This window comes from Methylosinus sp. R-45379 (assembly GCF_001644125.1).
GTDB lineage: Bacteria > Pseudomonadota > Alphaproteobacteria > Rhizobiales > Beijerinckiaceae > Methylosinus.
The window spans coordinates 17,159-36,599 of sequence record NZ_LUUM01000289.1 but is presented as its reverse complement, the minus strand read 5'-3'; the positions used below and the strand labels follow the sequence as shown (position 1 = coordinate 36,599).

The window sequence follows — 19,441 nt, the reverse complement described above, 5'->3', positions numbered from 1 at the left end:
GAGGCCGATGTGCAGCTAGAGCTCATTCAATATGTGATCGGCGCCGGCTGCGGCGCCGCCATCGGCTTCACGCTCGGCCTCATCGGCGGCGGCGGCTCGGTGCTCGCCGTGCCGCTGCTGGTCTATGTGGTCGGCGTGAAGGATCCGCATGTGGCGATCGGCACCAGCGCATTCGCCGTCGCCGTCAATGCGGCCTTCAGCCTGTGGAACCATGCGCGCTCCGGCTCGGTGAAATGGCGCTGCGGCGGCATATACGCCGCGGCCGGAATGTTAGGGGCCGTCGTCGGCTCGACGATCGGCAAGAGCTTCGACGGACAGCGACTGCTGTTTCTCTTCGCTCTGGCGATGATCATGACCGGCGTGATGATGCTGCGCGGCCGCGGCGCCGCCGGCGACGCCGCTGTCGAATGCACGGTGGAGCGCGCGCCGCGCGTCGCCTCCTTCGGCTTGGTTACGGGATTGTTCTCGGGCTTTTTCGGCATAGGCGGCGGCGTTCTCGTCGTGCCCGGCCTCGTCGGCTCGACGGGAATGCCCATGATCAACGCCGTCGGCACGTCGCTCGTCGCCGTCACCGTCTTCGGCATGACGACGGCGGCGACCTACGCATTCTCTGGCCTCATCGATTGGCTGCTCGCCATCGTCATCATCTGCAGTGGCGCGATGGGAACGCTGATGGGCGCGGCATTGGCGCGGCGCCTGTCCAAGAACACCGGACAGCTCACCATCGCCTTCGCGATCGTCGTTTTCGCCGTCGCCGCATACACGCTGTTCAACTCGCCGATCATGACGCGCTAGAGCGCTTTCGAGCGAAGTAGAACCCGGTTCGCGTGAAGAAAGCGCGACCAACCAGGAGCGCTAGAGCGGCGCGTGGGCCTCGGTCTCTCGCGCGGGCCTTCGGCGAAAGCCGCTCCAGCGAAATGCGCCTGCGCCGATGCGTGATCGCAGCGTATCTATGTAGAGAAACACCACTGGCGTCGTGTAGAGCGTCAAGACTTGGCTCACCAGCAGGCCGCCGACGATGGCGATGCCGAGCGGGCGACGCATCTCCGCGCCTTCGCCCGTGCCGAGCGCCAGCGGCAGCGCGCCGAACAAGGCGACGAGCGTGGTGATGAGAATGGGGCGGAAGCGCGCGACGCAGGCCTCGCGGATCGCTTCCCTCGACGAAAGCCCGCGCCGCGTGGCCTCGAGCGCGAAATCGACGAGAATAATGGCGTTTTTCTTCACGACGCCGATGAGCAGCAGCACGCCGATCATGGCGATGATGCTGAGCTCCGCGCCGCAGCCGAGCAGAGCGAGAAAGGCGCCGACGCCAGCCGAGGGCAGGGTGGAGAGTATGGTCAGCGGATGCAGGAAGCTCTCGTAGAGAATGCCGAGAACGATATAGACCGCGGCCAGCGCGGCGGCGATCATGATCGGCTGATTGGCGAGCGCTTCCTGATAGCCGGCGGCGGTTCCGGCGAAGACGCCTTGCAGCGTCGCCGGCGCGCCGGCTTTCGCCATGGCTTCCTTGATCGTCTCGGCGGCGTCGCGCAGCGATTTTCCTGGCCCCAGATTGAAGGAGATGGTGATCGCGGCGAAATGGCCTTGATGATTGACCTGCAGCGGCGTCACGCCTTCGGCGAAATTCGAGAAGGATGAGAAGGGAACCATGGGCTGCGTCGCCATATTGACTGCGCTGCTCGGGCTGCCGAGATCGCGCGCCGAGAATATGCGGCTCGCCGCGCGCGGATTGGCGCCGATATAGAGATTGTCGAGCGCCGCCAGCGTGTCGCGAAATCGCGGCGCCGATTCCATCACGACGTGATATTGATTGAGCGGCTCGAAGATCGTCGACACCTGCCTCTGGCCGAAAGCGTCGTAGAGCGTGTTGTCGATGGCGCTCGCGGTGAGGCCGAGGCGCGCCGCCTTGGCGCGGTCGATGAGCACGTCGCTGCGCAGGCCTTTGTCCTGCTGATCCGAGCTCACGTCGAGCAGCGCGCCGCTGCGGCGCAGAATTTCGACGATGCGCGGCGCATAGAGGCGCAGATCCTCGAGCCGGTCGGCGAGCAGCGTATATTGGAACATTGCGTTGCTGGGCCTGCCGCCCATGCGTATGTCCTGCGCCGATTGCAGGAACATGCTCGCCCCGCTGATGCGCGCGAGCTTTGGCCGCAGCCGCGCGATGATCGCATCGGCCGAGACCTTGCGCTCGGCGAGCGGCTTCAAGGTGACGAGCAATTCGGCGACATTGATCGCGCCGCCGGGGCTGAAGCCGCCGCCTATGCTGGCCGTCGCCGAAGATATGCCTGGATCGGAGGTGAGAATGGCGACGAATTGCTCGAGCTTCTCCTTCATCACAGGGAAGGACACGCTCTGGTCCGCGACGATCGCGCCGCGCATGCGTCCCGAATCCTGGATGGGGAAAAAACCCTTCGGCACGCAATCGAAGAGATAGAAATTGAGCGCCATGGTCGCCAGCAGCACGCCGAGCGTCACGCGCGGAAAGCGCAACGCGATATCCAGCGTGCGCACATAGGAGCGATGCAGCGCCGTAAAGGCGCTTTCGCTCCAGCGCAGCAGGAAGAAGCGCGGCGGGCCGGCGTGATCTTGCAGCACGCGCGAGCACAGCATGGGCGTCGCCGTCACCGATAGGATGAGCGACACGAGAATGGCGACCGACAAGGTCATGGCGAATTCGCGCATCAGCCGGCCGACGATGCCGCCCATGAACAGAATCGGCAGAAACACAGCCAGCAGCGACAGGCTCATGGAGACGAGCGTCGGAACCACCTCGCGCGCGCCCTCCAGCGCCGCGGCGCGCGCCGGCTGGCCCGCCTCTATGCGGCGCATGACGTTCTCGACGACGACAATGGCGTCATCGACGATGAATCCCGTGGCGATGGTGAGCGCCATCAGCGAGAGATTGTTGATGCTGTAGTCGAGGAGATACATGGCGCCGAATGCGCCGATCAGCGACACGGGCACGCAGACGCTGGGCGCGATGGTCGCGCGGGCGTTCTTCAGCGACAGATAGACGATGAAGATGGCGAGAAATACGGTGACGATCAGCGTCAGGCCGATCTCGTGCAGCGAGGTGCGGATGGTCAGCGTGCGATCTTGCACGAGGCGCATCTCGACATCGGCGGGGAGCGCCGCGGCGAGCGGCGGCATCAGCCCCTTGATGCGATCGAGCACATTGACGAAATTCGCGCCCGGCTGACGGAAAATCTGCACCTGCACGGCGGTGCGGCCGTTGCTCATGCCGAAATTGCGCAGATCCTCCACCGAATCCACGACCTCGGCGATATCGTGCAGCCGCACCGTCGCGCCATTGCGATAGGCGATGACGAGGCTCTGATAATCGGCGGCGCGCCGCGATTGATCATTGGCGTAGAGGGTGAGACGACCGTCGCCGACCTCTATCGCGCCTTTGGGGCTGTTGTAATTGGCCGAGGCGAGCGCCGCGCGCACATCCTCGAGCGACACGCCATGCTCGAACAGCGCCGGCGGATTGAGCTCCACGCGCACCGCGGGCAAGGAGGAGCCGCCGACCGTCACCTGTCCGACGCCGTCGAGCTGCGCGAATTTCTGCTGCAGCACATTGGCGGCGATCTCATAGAGCTGGCCGGAGCTCATCCGCTCCGAGAAGAGCGCGATGATCGCCACCGGCACTTCCGAAGGATTGGAGGTGCGGAAGGTCGGATTATTGCGCAAGGCCGCTGGCAGATCGGCGCGCGCCGCGGCGATCGCCGCCTGTATGTCGCGCTGCGCCCCGTCTATGTTGCGGTCGAGATCGAATTGCAGCGAGATGCGTGTCGAGCCGAGCGAGCTCGAGGAGGTCATCTCGGTGACGCCGGCGATTTGGCCGAGCTTCTTCTCGAGCGGCGTCGCCACCGAGGCCGCCATCGTCTCCGGACTTGCGCCGGGCATTGAGGCGGAAACGGAGATGACCGGAAAATCGATATTGGGAACCGGCGCCGTCGGCAGCAGGAAGAATGCGGAAACGCCGGCGAGCACCACGCCCAGCATCAGCAGGCTCGTCGCGACCGGCCGCGCGATCGCCGCGGCGGTGAGATTCATGCGGCCTCCCGAGCCGGGACGGGCGCTGGATGCGGGCGCAGCGATTTCGCCCAGCCGTCGAAGGCGAGATAGATCACCGGCGTCGTGTAGAGCGTGAGAATCTGGCTGAAGATCAGGCCGCCGACGATGGCGACGCCGAGCGGCTGGCGCAGCTCCGCGCCTTCGCCGGAGCCGAGCATCAAGGGCAGCGCGCCGAGCAGCGCGGCCATGGTCGTCATCAATATGGGGCGAAAGCGCAATATGCAGGCTTTGTAGATGGCGTCGCGCGGCGCGAGCCCGTCGTCGCGCTCGGCTTGCAGCGCGAAGTCGATCATCATGATCGCGTTCTTCTTGACGATGCCGATGAGCAGAATGACGCCGATGACGCCGATGACGGAGAAATCATCGCCCGCGAGCATCAAGGCGAGCAGCGCGCCTATGCCGGCGGAGGGCAGGGTCGAGAGGATCGTCACCGGATGAATGTAGCTCTCATAGAGCACGCCGAGCACGATATAGACGGTGACGATGGCCGCGAGGATCAGCAGCAGCGTGCTCACCGATGAGGCGTTGAAGGCCTGCGTCGCGCCCTGGAACACGGTGATGACGCTCGCCGGCGTTTGAATTTCCGTCTGAGCGAGAGAAAGCGCCTCCATCGCCGCGCCGAGCGAGGCGCCGGGCGCGAGATTGAAGGAGATCGTCGTCGAGGGGAATTGCGCGAGATGATCAATGGAGAGCGGAGCGGTTATCTCTTTGATCTTCACGATGGAGGCGAGCGGCGTCTCCTGTCCGCCATTGGCGGGAATGCGCAGGCCGGCGAGCGTGTCGAGGCCGGAGGCCGCGCGCTTCGTCGTCTCCAATATCACGCGATATTGATTGGTCTGCGTGAACAGAGTCGAGACGATGCGCTGGCCGAAGGCGTCATAGAGAATATTGTCGATCGTCGCGACGGAGATGCCGTAGCGGGCGGCGGCGTCGCGGTCGATCTCGACGAAGAGCGCGCGGCCGCCGTCCTGCGCGCTGGAGGATACGTCGCGAAATTGCGGCAGCAGGGAGAGCTTGTCGACGAGACGGCGGGAATAGTCGGAGAGCTCGGCCGGATTGGCGTCCTGCAGAGCGAAATGATATTCGCCGCGCGAGACGCCGGCGTCTATGGAGAGGTCCTGCGCCGGCTGCAGGAAGAGCGAGCCGATCGCATGAGCGCGCGCGGCGTCCTGCAGACGGCGCGTGACGGCGGAAATGGAGCCGCGCTCGGATTTCGGCTTCAGCTCGATGAGCAGGCGGGCGCTGTTGAGCGTGCGATTGACGCCGTCCACGCCGAGATAGGAGGAGACGCGCGCCACTGCGGGATCGGCGAGCAGAAGCTCGACGAGATCGAGCTGCTTGCGCGTCATCGCCTCATAGTTCAGCGATTGGCCGCCTTCGAAAAAGCCTTGCACCAGTCCCGTGTCCTGCACGGGAAAGAAGCCCTTGCCGATGGCGGCGTAGAGCGCGCCGGTGAGCGCGAGCGTGGCGAGGAAGCTGACGAGCGTCGCGCGCGAATGGGCGAGCACGAAACGCAAGGTCGCGCCATAGGCGTCGATCAGCCGATCGAACCAGCCGCCGGCCGAAGGCCCGTCATGCGAATGCAGGTCATTGGCGCGCAGCAGCTTGGCGCTGAGCATGGGCGCGAGCGTCAGCGACACCACCGCCGAGATCATTATGGTGACGGCGAGCGTCACCGCGAATTCGCGGAACAGCCGGCCGACGACATCGCTCATGAACAGCAGCGGGATGAGCACGGCGATGAGCGAGATCGTCAGCGAGACGATGGTGAAGCCGATCTCGCGCGCGCCGATGAGCGCGGCGGCGAGCGGCGTCTCGCCCTTCTCTATGTAGCGGGAGATGTTCTCGATCATCACGATTGCGTCGTCGACGACGAAGCCGGTCGCGATGGTGAGCGCCATCAGCGTGAGGTTGTTGAGGCTGTAGCCGAGCAGATACATCGCCGCCAGCGCGCCGATGAGCGACAAAGGCACGGCGATGCTCGGAATGATCGTCGCGCGCGGGCTGCGCAGGAAGAGGAAGATGACCGCGACGACGAGCGCGATGGAGAAGAGCAGCTCGATCTCGACATCGTGGATGGAGGCGCGGATCGCCGTGGTGCGGTCGGTGAGTATGGCGAGATCGATGGCCGCGGGCAGGGAGGCCGAGAGCGCCGGCAGCAGCGTCTTGATCTGATCGACGACGGCGATGACATTGGCGCCGGGCTGGCGCTGCACGTTGACGATGATCGCCGGCTCGAGATCGGTCCAGGCGCCGAGCTCGCGATTCTCGGCGCCCGGCGTCACCTCGGCGACATCGGCCAGCCGCACCGGTCCGCCATTGCGATAGGCGACGACGAGGCCTTCATAATCCTTGGCGTTGCGGATCTGGTCATTGGCGTCGATCGCGAATTGCTGCGTGCGGCCGTCTATATTGCCCTTGGGAAGATTGACATTGGCGTTGGAGATGACGGAGCGCAAATCCTCGAGCGACAATGCATGGGCGGCGAGCTTTGAGGGATTGGCGCGCACCACCACCGCGGGGCGATTGCCGCCGGAGACGCTGACGAGGCCGACGCCGGAGAGCTGCGAGATCTTCTGCGCGATGCGGCTGTCGGCGAGATCTTGCACCTCGGTCAGCGGCAGCGTCTTGGAGCGCAGCGCGAGAGTGAGAACTGGCGCGTCGGCGGGATTGATCTTGGCGTAGATCGGCGGCGCCGGCAGATCGGTCGGCAGAAAGCTCTGCGCGGCGTTGATCGCCGCCTGCACCTGCTGCTCGGCGAAATCCAGCGAGAGCTTCAAGCTGAATTGCAGCGTGATGATCGAAGCGCCGCCGGAGCTCGTCGAGGCGATCTGCGTGAGGCCGGGCATTTGCCCGAGCTGGCGCTCGAGCGGCGCGGTGATGGTCGCCGCCATCACCTCCGGGCTGGCGCCGGGATAGAAGGTGCGCACCTCGATCGTCGGATAGTCGATCTGCGGCAGCGCCGAGACGGGCAGGAGGCGAAAGCCGATCGCGCCAGCGAGGAAGATCGCCGCCATCAGCAGAGTGGTGGCGACGGGGCGCTCGATGAAGGGGCGGGAAATATCGACGCTCATCGGCGGGCGCTCACGGCGCGGGGGCTTTTTCTGGACGACGTCCCTCGGCGGGCGGGGATTTCTTCTCCGCGCCCGGTCCGGCGGCGAGCGTCACCTTGGCGCCGTCGCGCAGCTTGTCCACGCCTTCCACCACCACGCGCTGTCCGGGCGCGAGGTCGCCTTCGATCACCGCGCGCTCGCCGTCGCTCGGGCCGATCCGCACCGGCTTCACGGAGACCTTGTCGTCGCTCTCCAGCACATAGACGTAAGGCCCTTTGGCGCCGCGCTGAATCGCCGGCGCCGGGGCGAGCGCGACATTGAGCAGCGTCTCCACCGTCAATTCGGCGTTGACGAATTGATTGGGGTAGAGCTTCTCGTCCTCATTGGAGAATTCGGCGCGCAGCTTCACCGTGCCGGAGGTCGCGTCGATCTGATTGTCGATCGCATAGAGAACGCCATGCGCGAGCGCCTGCGAATGCTCGTGATCATAGGCGACGACGGCGAGCGCCTCGCCGGAGCGAAAACGCTTCAGCACGCTCTGCAGCCTCACCTCCGGCAGAGTGAAGATCACCGTGATCGGCGAGAGCCGGGTCACCACGGCTATGCCGTTCTGATCATTGGTCTGCACGATATTGCCGGGGTCGACGAGACGCAGGCCGATGCGGCCGTCGATGGGCGCCGCGATATTGGCGTAGCTGAGATTCAATTTCGCCTGCCCGACCTGCGCGCGATCCATCTCGACGGCGGCGCGATATTGGCCGATGAGGGCGCGCTGCGTATCGAGCTGCTGGCCGGAGACGGCGTCCTTCACCTTCGTGCGCAGCAGCTCATAGCGGGCGAGATCGCGCTCGGCGTTCTGCAGCAGCGCCTCGTCCTTCTGCAGCTGAGCCTGCGCCTGCGCCACGGCGAGATCGAAAGGCCGCGGGTCTATGCGCGCGAGAATGTCGCCGGCTTTGACGATCTGGCCCTCCTTGTAGCGAACCTCCACCAGCGGGCCGGAGACCTGCGCCTTCACCACCGATGTCGCGGAGGCGGTCACTGTGCCGAGACCCGAGAAGACGACCGGAAAGTCCCCGCGCGTGATCTCCGCGACGGCGACGGCGATGGCCGGTCCGCGGCCTGGCGTGGGAGCGGCTGGCGTTTCGGCGGCCCGATAGCGCCATGCGCCTATCGCGACAGCGCCGACGAGCCCCACGACGATCCAGCGGGTGAGGTTCCGACGCGGCAGGAAGCGTCTCGCCGCTCCGATGAAAGGAGGGGCGGCTTCAGTCAGATCGGAACTCATTGCGTCGAAACCCCGCGAGAATCGCATTGTGCGTCGGCGCGCGCCCAATGTTATCGTCGTCGCGCCGATGATCCATTTAAAGCATATATGGAATATAGGAATAATCAATATATTCGGCGGCGCGGTCCCCGCCATTTGCGTCAGGCGGGGGCGCGGTCGAGGTCGATGAGATGTCCAGCCTTGTCGCGCTTGGCGGCCAGATAGCGGAGATTATGGGTGTTTCGGCGCCCCATTATGCGCTGGTCGGCGACCACCTCGAGCCCCGCTTGCGTGAGCGCGTCGATCTTCTCTGGATTATTGGTGAGCACCTGCACGCGGCGCGCGCCGAGCAGCTTCAGCATTTCCGCGGCGAAGGCGAAACGGCGCTGGTCTTTGTCGAAGCCGAGCGTCTCGTCGGCGTCATAGGTGTCGAAGCCACGCGCTTGCAGATCATAGGCGCGAATCTTGTTGGCGAGCCCGTTGCCGCGGCCTTCCTGATCGAGATAGAGCAGCACGCCGCCGCCATTCTCGGCCATGAAGCGCGCCGTATAGCGCAATTGATCGCCGCAATCGCATTTGAGGCTGCCGAAGAGATCGCCGGTGAGGCAGGCCGAGTGCAGGCGCACATTCACGGGCGAGGTGAAATTCGGCTCGCCGATGACGATCGCCACCTGATCGCGCAATCCTTCGCCGCCGCGAAACACGATGAACTCGCTGTCGGGCGCGCCCTCGAGCGGCACGCGCGCGCGCGATACGATGCGCAGAGCCGCGAGGCGTGTGGACTGGTAGACGGCGACATTGGTTCGGGCGACCTCGAGCGGGCGTCCGAAGCCGGCTTCGGCGCCCTCCGCGCCGGCGATGATCGCCGCGGGAAGCACTTGTGCGAGACGCATCAGCTCTACTGCGCATTCTTCGAGCGTGGACAGAGCGGCGGCGGGCGCATCGAGGCGCGCGTCGGAATCGAAAGCGAGGGCATGCGCCCGCGCGACGTCGAGCATGGGCATTGCGACGGCGCCGGCCTCGCGGCGTTGCGCGCCGAGGCGGCGTAAGCGCGGCCCCGAGAGGGCGAGGCGCGCGTCGGCGCGGCCGAGACGTTTGAAGCTCTCGCAATAGAAGGAGTCGAGCGCTTCGGCGGCGAGAGCGAGGATGCGCTCTCCAGCCTCGCGGAGAATGATCGGCCGTCCGGCGCGGATTTCGGCGATGGCGCGCTCGACTTCGATTTCGCCCGGGGCGTTGCGGAAACCCGGTCGAGAGGATGAGATGGTCACAATGCCTCCGGCGCTTTCTACATAAGCTCGACAGATATAGTTTTTCTTATCCATCCAACAAGTGCAATTTTTCGAGCAGAGCGGCGCCGGAGCGCCATTCGCCGGAGCGGCGCGAAAGCGCGACGCGCATATAGAAAAACACTTTAGAGCATGTCGTTCTGCGAGGCGGCGAGTCTCTCTCGGCGATGCGGGAGGCAAATTCCTTCTTATGTGTAGAACTCGAGCATTTTGCTATTTATCATAGCTGATAAGTGTGAATATAATGGCGGCATCGCAGCAAGACGGGAGCGTCCGATGGCCCGCGGCAGGCATCGCTTTTCAATCGAAACCCTTTTTGGAGCGTGGTTTTTGCGCAGCGCCTGCGTGGGCGCTCTCGCGGCGGCGGCGGCCGGCGCCTCGGCCGAGCCCAGCGTCTATCCGACGGGCGCGACCATCTACGATCCTGCGCGCGCCTATAATTCTTATGTTCTCTTCGCCGGCGGCGATGATGTGACGAGGCTCGTCGATCTCACCGGCAAGGTCGTGCGCGAGTGGAAATATACGGGCCAGCCCGTCTCCTTCATCGATCCGGCGCTCGTTGAGGGCGCGCGCGGGCATATATTCGTCACGCTGGAGAGCGAGGAGGGCAGGGGAACCGATCTCACGCCCGGCCGCGCCCAGACGCGCGTGCGCAAAACGGTCGGCGAGGTCGATTGGGACGGCAAGCCCGTGTGGAGCTTCGGCTCCGCGGCGCCGGGCGGCGTGGCGCGCCAGCATCACGACATAACGCGCCTGCCCAATGGCAACACGCTGCTGCTCGCCAATATCTCTTATCCGCTTCCCGGCTTCGCCGCGCCGCAAGTTCTGGACGATGTCGCTTACGAGGCGAATCCCGATGGCGATATCGTGTGGACCTGGGCGGCGTCGGATCACCTCGAGGAGATCGGCTTCACCGCCGATGAGCTGAGGCTGATAAAGGGCTCGAAGAATCCGGACTATCTTCATGTCAATGATCTGAAGCCCGTCGGCCCCAATCATTGGCATGACGAGGGCGATGCGCGCTTTGCGCCGGACAATCTCATCTTCGACTCGCGCAACGGCAATTTCATCGCCATCGTCGATCGCAAGACGCGCAAGATCGTCTGGACGCTGGGGCCGCATTTCCCGCCGGTGTCGGAGGATGGAACGACGACATCGCGCAAGGTTCCGCGGCCCGTCGATCAAATCTCCGGCCAGCATGACGCGCAGATCATTCCCAAGGGCTTGCCCGGCGCCGGCAATCTTCTCGTCTTCGACAATCAGGGCGAGGCCGGCTATCCGCGCGCTTCCGTCACCTACACCGGCGGCTCGCGCGTGCTGGAGATCGATCCGGTCACCAAGCAGATCGTCTGGCAATATACGGGCGCGAGCTCCGGCAACCCCGGCTGGACCTTCCGCAGCACGCATATCAGCAATGCGCGGCGTCTGCCCAATGGCAATACATTCATCGACGAAGGTCAGATCGGGCGCTTCTTCCAGGTGACGCCCGAGGGCGAGATCGTCTGGGAATATCTCAATCCCTATCCGCGGCGCGGCAAGGATGCGGAAACCGGTCGCCCGACGCTCAATTACAGCATCTATCGCGCGCAGCCCGTGCCTTACGACTGGGCGCCGGAGGGGACGCCGCATGCGGAGACGGCCATCGCGCCGCCGGAGAACGCAGGCTTTCGCGTGACGTCCAAATGAGACCGCGCATCATCTGGGAGAATCCTGTGACGTCGCCGCAAAGCGAGAGGCGCATCGCCCGCATCATCGTCGAAGGGCATGTGCAGAATGTCGGCTATCGCGTCTTTGTCGCCCGCGAGGCCGGGCGGCTGCATCTCGCCGGCTGGGTCCGCAATCGCGCCGACGGCTCGGTGGAGACGCTGATCGCCGGTTCGGCTGCGGTGGTCGATGAGTTTCTCGCTCTCGCGGCGAGAGGGCCGGCGACAGCGCGCATCGACTCCTATCGTGTCGACGAGGCCGACGCTCACGCGCTCGCGGAAGGCGGCGGCGAGAGCGGTTTCGTCGCCGCGCCGGCGGCCTGACGCCCACTTCAGGCCCCGACGAGAGTCCGCGAGCAGAAGACGCGGCCATTTCCCCCGCATCGGCGCGTCACGACGCGCCGATGAAAATCTGCGCCCCCGAGGAAGAGAGAGAGGTTCTCATGTCGATACGCAGTTTCAAGACGCTCGCCGGATTAGGACTGACGGCGTCGGTCTTCGCGGGAGCGGCGCATGCCGCCTCGCTGCAGGAGGCGGCGACGCTCGCCTCCGCCGCCAGCGTCAAGACGCTGGAATTCGCCGGCGCCGGCCATTGGCGTCAATTCGGCCAGGCTCCGGTTCCCGGCGGCGATTGGCCGAAGTTCGACGTCTCCGCCTATAGCGCGGCGATCGACTTCGACAAGGCGGCCGAGCGCGTGCTCATCACCCGCTCGCAGACGCCCGACGGCCGCGCCCGTCCGGCCCCGGTCGAGCAGAAGCTCGAATGGTTCATCGTCGGCGACAAGGCCTGGAATGTCGCGCCGCCGCAGGGCGCGGCTCCGGGCGCCGCTCCGGTGGCGACGCCGGCTCCGGCCGCCGTGGACGAGCGCGTCGCCGAAATCTGGGCGACGCCGCAGGGCTTTCTGAAAGCCGCGCTCGCCAATAACGCGAAATCGGAGACCGCCGGCTCCGGCGTCGAGGTGTCCTTCGCCATTGGCGCGCGCCGCTTCGTCGGCACGATCGGCGCCGATAATCATGTGTCGGCGATCAAGACCTGGATCGACACGCCGGTGCTGGGCGACACGCTGATCGAGACGCATTTCTCGGGCTATAAGGATTTCGGCGGGCTGCATTTCCCGGCCGAGATTCATCGTAGCGAAGGCGGCCACGAGATTCTGCATGTCAATGTCGCCTCGGCCAAGGCCAATGGCGCGGTCGACATAGCGGTTCCCGCCAATGTCGCGAGCGCGCCCGCGCCTGTCGTTGCCGTGGCGTCCGAGAAGCTCGCCGATGGCGTCTTCTATCTCACTGGCGGCACGCATCACAGCCTCGCCGTGGAAGAGAAGGACCATGTCGTGCTGATCGAGGCGCCGTTGAGCGAGGAGCGCTCGATCGCGCTGATCCAGAAGATCGGCGAGATCATTCCCGGCAAGCCGGTGAAATATGTGGTCAACAGCCATGTGCATTTCGACCATTCGGGCGGTCTGCGCACTTTCGTCGACGCCGGCGCGACCATTGTGACGCAGGACATCAGCAAGGCCTATTACGAGAAGGCCTGGGCCGCGCCGCATACGCTGCGTCCCGATCGTCTCGCGGCCTCGAAGAAGGCGGCGAAGTTCGAGACCTATGAGCACAAGCACGCGCTCGGCGACCTGCATGCGATCGAGATTCATCACATCGCCGGCAGCGGCCATTCGGATGATCTCGCGCTCGTCTTTCTGCCGAAGGAGAAGCTCGTGATCGAGGCCGACGCCTATACGCCGGCCGCGGTCGGCGCGCCGCCGCCGGCGACGCCCAATCCGTTCTCGGTCAATCTCTACGACAATATTCAGAAGCTCCGTCTCGATGTCGAGCGTATCGCCGGCCTGCATGGGCGCGTCGCGACCATCGATGAGCTGCGCGTGGCGATCGGCCTGAAGAAAGCCGCCGCCAATTGAGAAAAAGCCCCGGCGGCGCGCTGGCGCGGTCGGGGCTCGCGGTCATTCCGAGCAGGAAGACGCCGGGCCTATAGGCCCGGCGTCTTTCGTTTTGTTCAGCCCATTCCGGCGGTCTTCAATATCGTTCGCGCATCGACGAGGGCGGCTTCGACGCCCTCGTTTCTGTCGAGCGCCTCGACGAGCTGCTTGAGGCAGTCGATCGCCGTCGGCTCGAAGAGGCGCTTGGTCGTCAGATTCTGCTCGCGTGATTCTTCGACGGCGCGCAGGATCGCACGGACATGGCGGAGCTTATCCGCCAGCGGCTCGCTGCTCGGCTGCTTCGCGGCCTCGTTTTCGGAATGGGAAGGGAGCGGACGCCGTCGGGCGGGCTCCTGCTTTGGATCATAATTGATCGATGGATCGTTTTTCTTGTTCATCGTCTATTTCACTGTGTCATTTTGGCGCGGTGATCGAGAGCTCCACAACGCAAGCCTCTCAAGGTGTTGAAGATACTAAATATTTTTACAGGGATGGAGAGTTTGTCGATTTCAAAATGAAACGTGCGCTCTATCCCGTTAACCTTAACGCAAGCGCTATGCCTCCAAATCCCACAAATGGAGGAAATATCGAAAATTACGCGAAATCAAAGACGCGAGGCGTCCCGAGCGACTGCGCCGTTTTGCGACATGCGCGAATAAAATACAATCTATAGTTGTGTAGCATCAGTATTTGCGCGAGGCGCCGGCGGCTTTTCGATCGATCGCCTGCGACAGCTCGGCGAGCAATTTGCGGTCCCCGGCCTTGCGCTCGATCTGGATGAAATCGACCGATCCCAATGGCGGCAGTCGCGCGTCCTCCTCGCAGGCGGCCAGCCCGCGCGGGATCAGCGTGCTGGCGTGCGCCATCATGCCGAGGCCTATGCCGGTCGCGGTGGCGAGGCCGTTGAGATCGCCGCTGGTGCAGGCGATGCGCCAGGGAACGGCGGCCTTCTCCAGCGCCGTCAGCGCCATGAAGCGCGTGATGCTCGGCGGCGGATAGAGCACGAGCTGCGCCTCGTCGTGACGAAACACCGGCTCCGTCGTCGCCGCTGTCCAGACGATGCGGTCGCTGAACACGAGCCGTCCCCGATCGCCATCCGGCCATCGCTTGCACAGCACGAGATCGAGCCGGCCTTCGTCGAAGGCCGTCAGCAGATGATTGCTGAGCGCGATGGTGAAATCGAGATCGACGTCCGGATGCGCCTCCATGAAGGGCCGGATGATGTCGCCGAGCCAGCCGATGGCGAGATCCTCGCAAGCGCCGAAACGCAGCGCGCGCCGCTTGGAGGATTGCCCGAAATGCCGTTTGGCGCGCGCGTTGGTCTCGAGGATGGAGCGCGCGAATTCCAGCATGGCGCGGCCATGCTCGGTCAGCGCGTTGGAATGCGTGTCGCGCTCGAACAGCTTCTGCCCGGCGAATTGCTCGAGCCGCTTCACATGCTCGCTGACGCTCGATTGCGAGAGGCCGAGCTGACGTCCCGCCTCGGAGAAGCTCCTCACCTCGGTGATCGCGACGAAAGTGCGCAGATGGATCGGATCGAGCATTGGCGCAGCCATCGGAATTTTCGATAGCTGTTATCTAATCATCGGCCATTCCGATTTGCAACGCTTCTGCGGATACTTGGTTTTGTAGAAAAATTTTCGCTTCGCCCTCGAAGGCGAGGCAGGAGGAGGAAACAATGTTCAAGAGCCGCCGTGATTTCCTGGGTTCCGCTGCTCTGGCGAGCGGGCTGGTGACATTCTCCAGCGTCGCCGAGGCGACCGACAAATATCTCGCCAAGGCCGGCGACGGCGGCTTCGGCCGTCAGGCGGTGGGACTGCCGCCGGGCGACGCCGTCGCCTATCACGATCCCAAAGAAGTCGCGGCCATGCCGGACTTCAAATTCTCGCTCGATGGCAATAAGCCGAAGGTCACTTCCGGCGGCTGGGCCAAGGAGGCGACGGTTCATCAATTCCCGATCAGCAAGGGCATCGCCGGCGTTCACATGTATCTCGAGCCCGGCGCCTCGCGCGAATTGCATTGGCACGCAATCGCGGCGGAATGGGCCTTCGTCATAGAGGGGCGCTGCCAGACCGTCGTGATCGAGCCGAGCGGCGCCAGCGAGATCAATAATTTCGAGCCCGGCGATCTCTGGTATTTCGCCAAGGGCCATGGCCATTCGATCCAGACGGTCGGCGACAAGCCCTGTCACTTCATCCTGTCCTTCGACAATGGCGCCTTCTCCGAGCACGGCACATTCTCCATCACCGATTGGATCGATGTGACGCCGAAGGAAATGCTCGGCCTCGAATTCGGCCTGCCGAAAGACCTGTTCGACGCTTTTCCCAAGGGCGAGGCCTATATTCAGTCCGGCCCGATATTGAAGGCCTCGGATGCGCTGGAGGCGCCCTGGCCGAAGGAGTCGACGCATAAGTTCCGCCTGCTGCGCGATCCGAAAGCCGCGCGTGATTTCGACGGCGGCAGCTTCCGCCTCGCGACGATCGACGAGTTCCCGGCGCAAAAGACCATGTCCGGCGGAATAATGACGCTGCCGCGCAACGGGCTGCGCAAGCTGCATTGGAACGTGAACGCCAATGAATGGCACTATTATCTGAAGGGCAGGGGACAGGTCGCGATCTTCGGCTCCGGCGGGCGCGGCAAGGTCGCCGAATTCGGACCCGGCGACGTCGCCTATATTCCGCAGGGCTTCGGCCATGCGATCCGCAACATAGGCGATGAGGATCTGGAGATCATCCAGACCTGGGACAATCCGAAATTCGAGGAGATCGACCTCGACAAATGGGTGCAGTCGAGCCCGCGCTATTTGCTCGGCAATAATTTCACCGGCGTGCCGGAGGCGACCATCTCGCAATTGAAGCGCGGCTGATCCTTCGACGAGACGGCGAGCCGTGCGCGGCTCGCCGCTTCGCCATTTTTGCGAATGGAATGGATGGCCCATGCTCGCCCATAGACGCAATTTTCTCGAGATCGCCGCCTGGGGAGCGGTCCATTTCTCGACTCTCGCCGTCGCCGTCTCGGCTGAGCGGCTGACCGTCAAATCCGCTCACGCCGCGGAGGCTCATGCGGCCCATGCGGCGACCGCCCCCGGCGCGACGATGGAGTTTCGCTTTCCGCTCGACGCCGGCCGTCCGCGCGTCGCCTCCGGCGGCTGGGCGAAGGAAGTCTCGGTGCGCGAGTTTCCGATCGCGCATAGCATGGCCGGCGTGCACGCCTTTCTGGACGCCGGCGGCTCGCGCGAACTGCATTGGCACGCCACCGCGGCGGAATGGGCGCTGGTGCTCGGCGGGCGTTGCCAGACCGTTGTCATCGATCCGAGCGGCGCGAGCGAGATCAATAATTTCGAGCCCGGCGATCTCTGGTATTTCGCCAAGGGCCATGGCCATGCGATCCAGACCATAGGCGACGCGCCCTGCAACATTTTGCTGGTCTTCGACGACGGCCGCTTCACGCCCGACGCCAGCGCTTTCTCCCTCACCGATTGGATCGATCTGACGCCCAAGGATCTCCTCGCGCAGGAATTCGGCGTTCCGAAGGATATTTTCGACGCTTTCCCGAAAGGCGAGACCTTCATTCAAGCAGGTCCGATCCTGCGTCCGGAAGATGCGCTCGAGGCGCCATGGCCGAAAGAGTCGACCCACAGATTCCGTCTGACCCGCGAGACGAAAGCCGCGCGCGATTTCGACGGCGGGAGCTTACGGCTGGCGACGGCGAAGGAGTTTCCGGCCTCGACGACAATGTCCGGCGGGATCATGACGCTGGAGCCCGGCGCGATGCGCAAGCTGCATTGGAACGTCAATGCCGACGAATGGCATTATTATTTGCGCGGCAAAGGCCAGGTCGCGATCTTCGGCTCCGGCGGACGTGGCAAGGTCGCGGAATTTCGGCCCGGCGACGTCGCCTATATTCCGCAGGGCTTCGGCCACGCCATTCGCAACATAGGCGACGAGCCGCTGGAGATCGTCCAGACCTGGAACAGCGGCGCCTTCGAGGAGATCGACCTCGATCAATTCGCGCGCGCTGCGCCGCGCCATCTGGTCGCCAATAATTTCTCCGGCGTGCCTGGCGCGACGATCGACGCGATGCGGAGACCACGCTCATGACAGCGTCGAAAGGCCGCGCATAGATTATGTCGCTTTCGGAGTATAGCGGAGCCGGGCCGGGCGCTGTGAAAGGCGTGTCCTATGCAGAAAATCTACAGCAAGGAGATCGTCGCCGCCCGCAAGGCGGCGCTCACGGAGGCGATCGTCGCGCTGAAGGCGCGCGGCGTCACGCCCAAGCTCGCCGCCGTGGTCTGCTCGTCCGATCCGGCGGCGCTGAGCTATGTCGCCGTCAAGCGCAAGCACGCTGAGGAAGTCGGCGCCGCTTTCGAGGGCGTCGATCTCTCGCATGCCGGCTCCTATGCGGATATAGCCGCGCATATGCGCGATCTCTGCGCGCGCCCCGATATTCACGGCGTCATCGTGGTGATGTCGTCCAAGCCCGAATTCGATGAGATCGACGTGACCAATCTCATTCCGGCGAATAAGGACGCGGATGGGCTTTCGGTCGGCAATCTCGGCGCGCTGCTGCAGAACGGGCCGCATCAGCGCTTCATCGCGCCGGCGACGCCGCGCGCCTGTATCGCCATGGCGGAGACGGAGGGGAAGCTCGCCGGCAAGACCGTCGCCGTCATCGGCCGCGGCCGCACGGTGGGCAAGCCGCTCGCCAATATGCTGGTCAACGCCGGCGCCACAGTGACGATCTGCCATTCGGCGACGCCGGACATTCCGAAATTCTCGCGCGCGGCGGATATCGTCTTTGTCGCGACCGGGCGTCCGCATTTCTTCGGGCGCGACTATTTCTCGGAAGGCCAGCTCGTCGTCGACGCCGGCGTCGGCTTCATCGACGGCAAGCTCGCGGGGGATGTGGAAGCGGCGGCGCTCGAGGATCTCGACATTCGCCTCACGGCGGTTCCTGGCGGCGTCGGACCTCTCACCTCGGTTCTCATATTGGAGAATCTTCTGCTGCTGATCGCGCATGCCGGAGAATGATTGCGACAATCGGTCCGATGCATTTACAGAAATTCGGCGCCACATTGATATGCATGGCGCCGGCCCTGCGATCCCGCCCGGGAGCTTACGGTAACATTCCGAGGCTCGAAGGTGCGCATCCGGGAGAGCAGGGGGCGTCGCCGAGAACGTCTTTGGTCCGCAACTTGCGTGTCGTGGCGGGAAGCTTCTTGAAACGAGGGGGATCCCGATGGCGTTCACCTTTATCTGCAACACCAGCGCCGTGAACGAAGGGGCGATGGGCCTCTTTCAGGCCGGCCGCAAGAGCGTCCTGCTGGTCTGGCCGGCCGGCGGCGAGCTGAAGGCTTTTCGCGGCCGTTGTCCACATGCCGACATGCCGCTCGACGAAGCGAGCTTCGACGGCAAGACCGTGCTCTGCAATTATCACAATTGGGGCTTCGACAGCGTCAACGGCAAATGCGTGACGCATCTCGTCCGCAACGCCCTGCATCCTTATGAGCTGAAGATCGAGGGCGACGAAATCCAGGTCGATCTCGGCCCGGCCAAGGTTGCGCGCGCGCCAGCGTGAGCCGCCGCCCGGCATTTTGGCAGGGTTGTTGCTTCAAATTCTGAAACAGGAGCGACAGCCGTGCCCGAGACGCGAAACATCACGACCGAGAAAGATTTCGAGCATCCGGTCGACGCAGTCTGGCGCGCCATGACGGATTCGGAATGGCTCGCCGTCTGGTTTTTCCCCAATGATATCCGGCCCGAGGTCGGACATTCCTTCACCATTTGGAGCCGCCCGATCGAGCGTTGGGATGGCGAGTTCCAATGCAAGGTGCTCGAGGTCGTCCCCGGCGAGAAGCTCAGCTTCCGCTGGAAGGGCGGTCATGAGGAGCTCAAGGGATTCGGTCATTACATGGATGTGACCGTCACCTGGACGATCTCCGCTCTGCCCGATGGCGGCACGCATTTCCACTTCATCCAGGAGGGCATCTCCACCGAGCCGACCTCCGACGCGCTCTATGACATCATGCTCAAAGGCGCGGACAGCGTGATGCGCAGCCTCGCCAAGCGCATTCCCGATCTCCTCGAGCACGAGCCCTGATCTTCGGGCGGCCTCGGACACG

At 64.3% G+C, this 19,441-nt stretch carries 15 protein-coding genes; 9 read left to right on the top strand and 6 right to left on the bottom strand.

Going from position 1 to position 19,441, the window contains the following annotated elements:
* Nucleotides 1-9: 9 nt before the first annotated feature.
* A complete protein-coding gene (locus tag A1351_RS20270) occupies nt 10-795 on the top strand; it encodes a sulfite exporter TauE/SafE family protein (protein WP_024879590.1) in 786 nt (261 codons plus the stop codon).
* A gap of 60 nt (nt 796-855) precedes the next feature.
* Here A1351_RS20270 and A1351_RS20265 read toward each other — a convergent pair whose 3' ends face one another.
* The 4 genes from A1351_RS20265 to ribA all read right to left on the bottom strand — a co-directional run bounded on the left by A1351_RS20265 (nt 856) and on the right by ribA (nt 9,665).
* Nucleotides 856-4,059 carry an efflux RND transporter permease subunit gene (locus tag A1351_RS20265; protein ID WP_024879591.1) on the bottom strand — a complete coding sequence of 1,068 codons (3,204 nt, stop codon included), beginning with the start codon at nt 4,057-4,059 and terminating at the stop codon, nt 856-858.
* Nucleotides 4,056-7,154: an efflux RND transporter permease subunit gene (locus tag A1351_RS20260; protein WP_024879592.1), complete on the bottom strand. Its 3,099-nt coding sequence runs from the start codon at nt 7,152-7,154 to the stop codon at nt 4,056-4,058. Before A1351_RS20260 ends, A1351_RS20265 begins: the two co-directional genes overlap by 4 nt.
* 10 nt (nt 7,155-7,164) lie before the next feature.
* Nucleotides 7,165-8,418 carry an efflux RND transporter periplasmic adaptor subunit gene (locus tag A1351_RS20255; protein ID WP_245291693.1) on the bottom strand — a complete coding sequence of 418 codons (1,254 nt, stop codon included), beginning with the start codon at nt 8,416-8,418 and terminating at the stop codon, nt 7,165-7,167.
* Between the two features lie 140 nt (nt 8,419-8,558).
* Nucleotides 8,559-9,665, bottom strand: coding sequence for a GTP cyclohydrolase II RibA (gene ribA / locus A1351_RS20250; protein ID WP_064033778.1), 1,107 nt, complete (start codon nt 9,663-9,665; stop codon nt 8,559-8,561).
* A 348-nt stretch (nt 9,666-10,013) separates the two neighbouring features.
* On the opposite strand from ribA, the gene A1351_RS20245 reads away from it, so the two are divergent.
* The 3 genes from A1351_RS20245 (at nt 10,014) to A1351_RS20235 (ending at nt 13,302) form a co-directional block, all read left to right on the top strand.
* On the top strand, nt 10,014-11,369 hold the full coding sequence (locus A1351_RS20245) for an aryl-sulfate sulfotransferase (protein ID WP_064033771.1): 1,356 nt from the start codon (nt 10,014-10,016) through the stop codon (nt 11,367-11,369).
* 26 nt (nt 11,370-11,395) lie between these two features.
* Complete coding sequence (locus A1351_RS20240) at nt 11,396-11,710, top strand: acylphosphatase (protein WP_036309437.1); 315 nt, start codon at nt 11,396-11,398, stop codon at nt 11,708-11,710.
* A 119-nt stretch (nt 11,711-11,829) separates the two neighbouring features.
* Nucleotides 11,830-13,302, top strand: coding sequence for an MBL fold metallo-hydrolase (locus tag A1351_RS20235; RefSeq protein WP_083967434.1), 1,473 nt, complete (start codon nt 11,830-11,832; stop codon nt 13,300-13,302).
* Between the two features lie 95 nt (nt 13,303-13,397).
* Here A1351_RS20235 and A1351_RS20230 read toward each other — a convergent pair whose 3' ends face one another.
* Both A1351_RS20230 and A1351_RS20225 read right to left on the bottom strand, forming a co-directional pair.
* Nucleotides 13,398-13,718, bottom strand: coding sequence for a hypothetical protein (locus A1351_RS20230; RefSeq protein ID WP_024879598.1), 321 nt, complete (start codon nt 13,716-13,718; stop codon nt 13,398-13,400).
* Nucleotides 13,719-14,003: 285 nt separating this feature from the next.
* Nucleotides 14,004-14,876 carry a LysR family transcriptional regulator gene (locus tag A1351_RS20225; RefSeq protein WP_036308775.1) on the bottom strand — a complete coding sequence of 291 codons (873 nt, stop codon included), beginning with the start codon at nt 14,874-14,876 and terminating at the stop codon, nt 14,004-14,006.
* Between the two features lie 122 nt (nt 14,877-14,998).
* Here A1351_RS20225 and A1351_RS20220 point away from each other — a divergent pair, with 122 nt between their 5' ends.
* The 5 genes from A1351_RS20220 (at nt 14,999) to A1351_RS20200 (ending at nt 19,419) form a co-directional block, all read left to right on the top strand.
* The gene (locus A1351_RS20220; RefSeq protein ID WP_024879600.1) at nt 14,999-16,186 is read left to right on the top strand and encodes a cupin domain-containing protein; all 1,188 of its coding nucleotides are present in this window, start codon (nt 14,999-15,001) and stop codon (nt 16,184-16,186) included.
* Between the two features lie 70 nt (nt 16,187-16,256).
* Complete coding sequence (locus A1351_RS20215; RefSeq protein WP_024879601.1) at nt 16,257-17,420, top strand: cupin domain-containing protein; 1,164 nt, start codon at nt 16,257-16,259, stop codon at nt 17,418-17,420.
* Nucleotides 17,421-17,501: 81 nt separating this feature from the next.
* Entirely contained in the window at nt 17,502-18,350 is an 849-nt protein-coding gene (locus A1351_RS20210) for a bifunctional 5,10-methylenetetrahydrofolate dehydrogenase/5,10-methenyltetrahydrofolate cyclohydrolase (RefSeq protein WP_024879602.1), read from the top strand.
* Between the two features lie 208 nt (nt 18,351-18,558).
* On the top strand, nt 18,559-18,897 hold the full coding sequence (locus A1351_RS20205) for a Rieske 2Fe-2S domain-containing protein (protein ID WP_024879603.1): 339 nt from the start codon (nt 18,559-18,561) through the stop codon (nt 18,895-18,897).
* Nucleotides 18,898-18,957: 60 nt separating this feature from the next.
* Complete coding sequence (locus tag A1351_RS20200; protein WP_064033769.1) at nt 18,958-19,419, top strand: SRPBCC domain-containing protein; 462 nt, start codon at nt 18,958-18,960, stop codon at nt 19,417-19,419.
* Nucleotides 19,420-19,441: the final 22 nt, after the last annotated feature.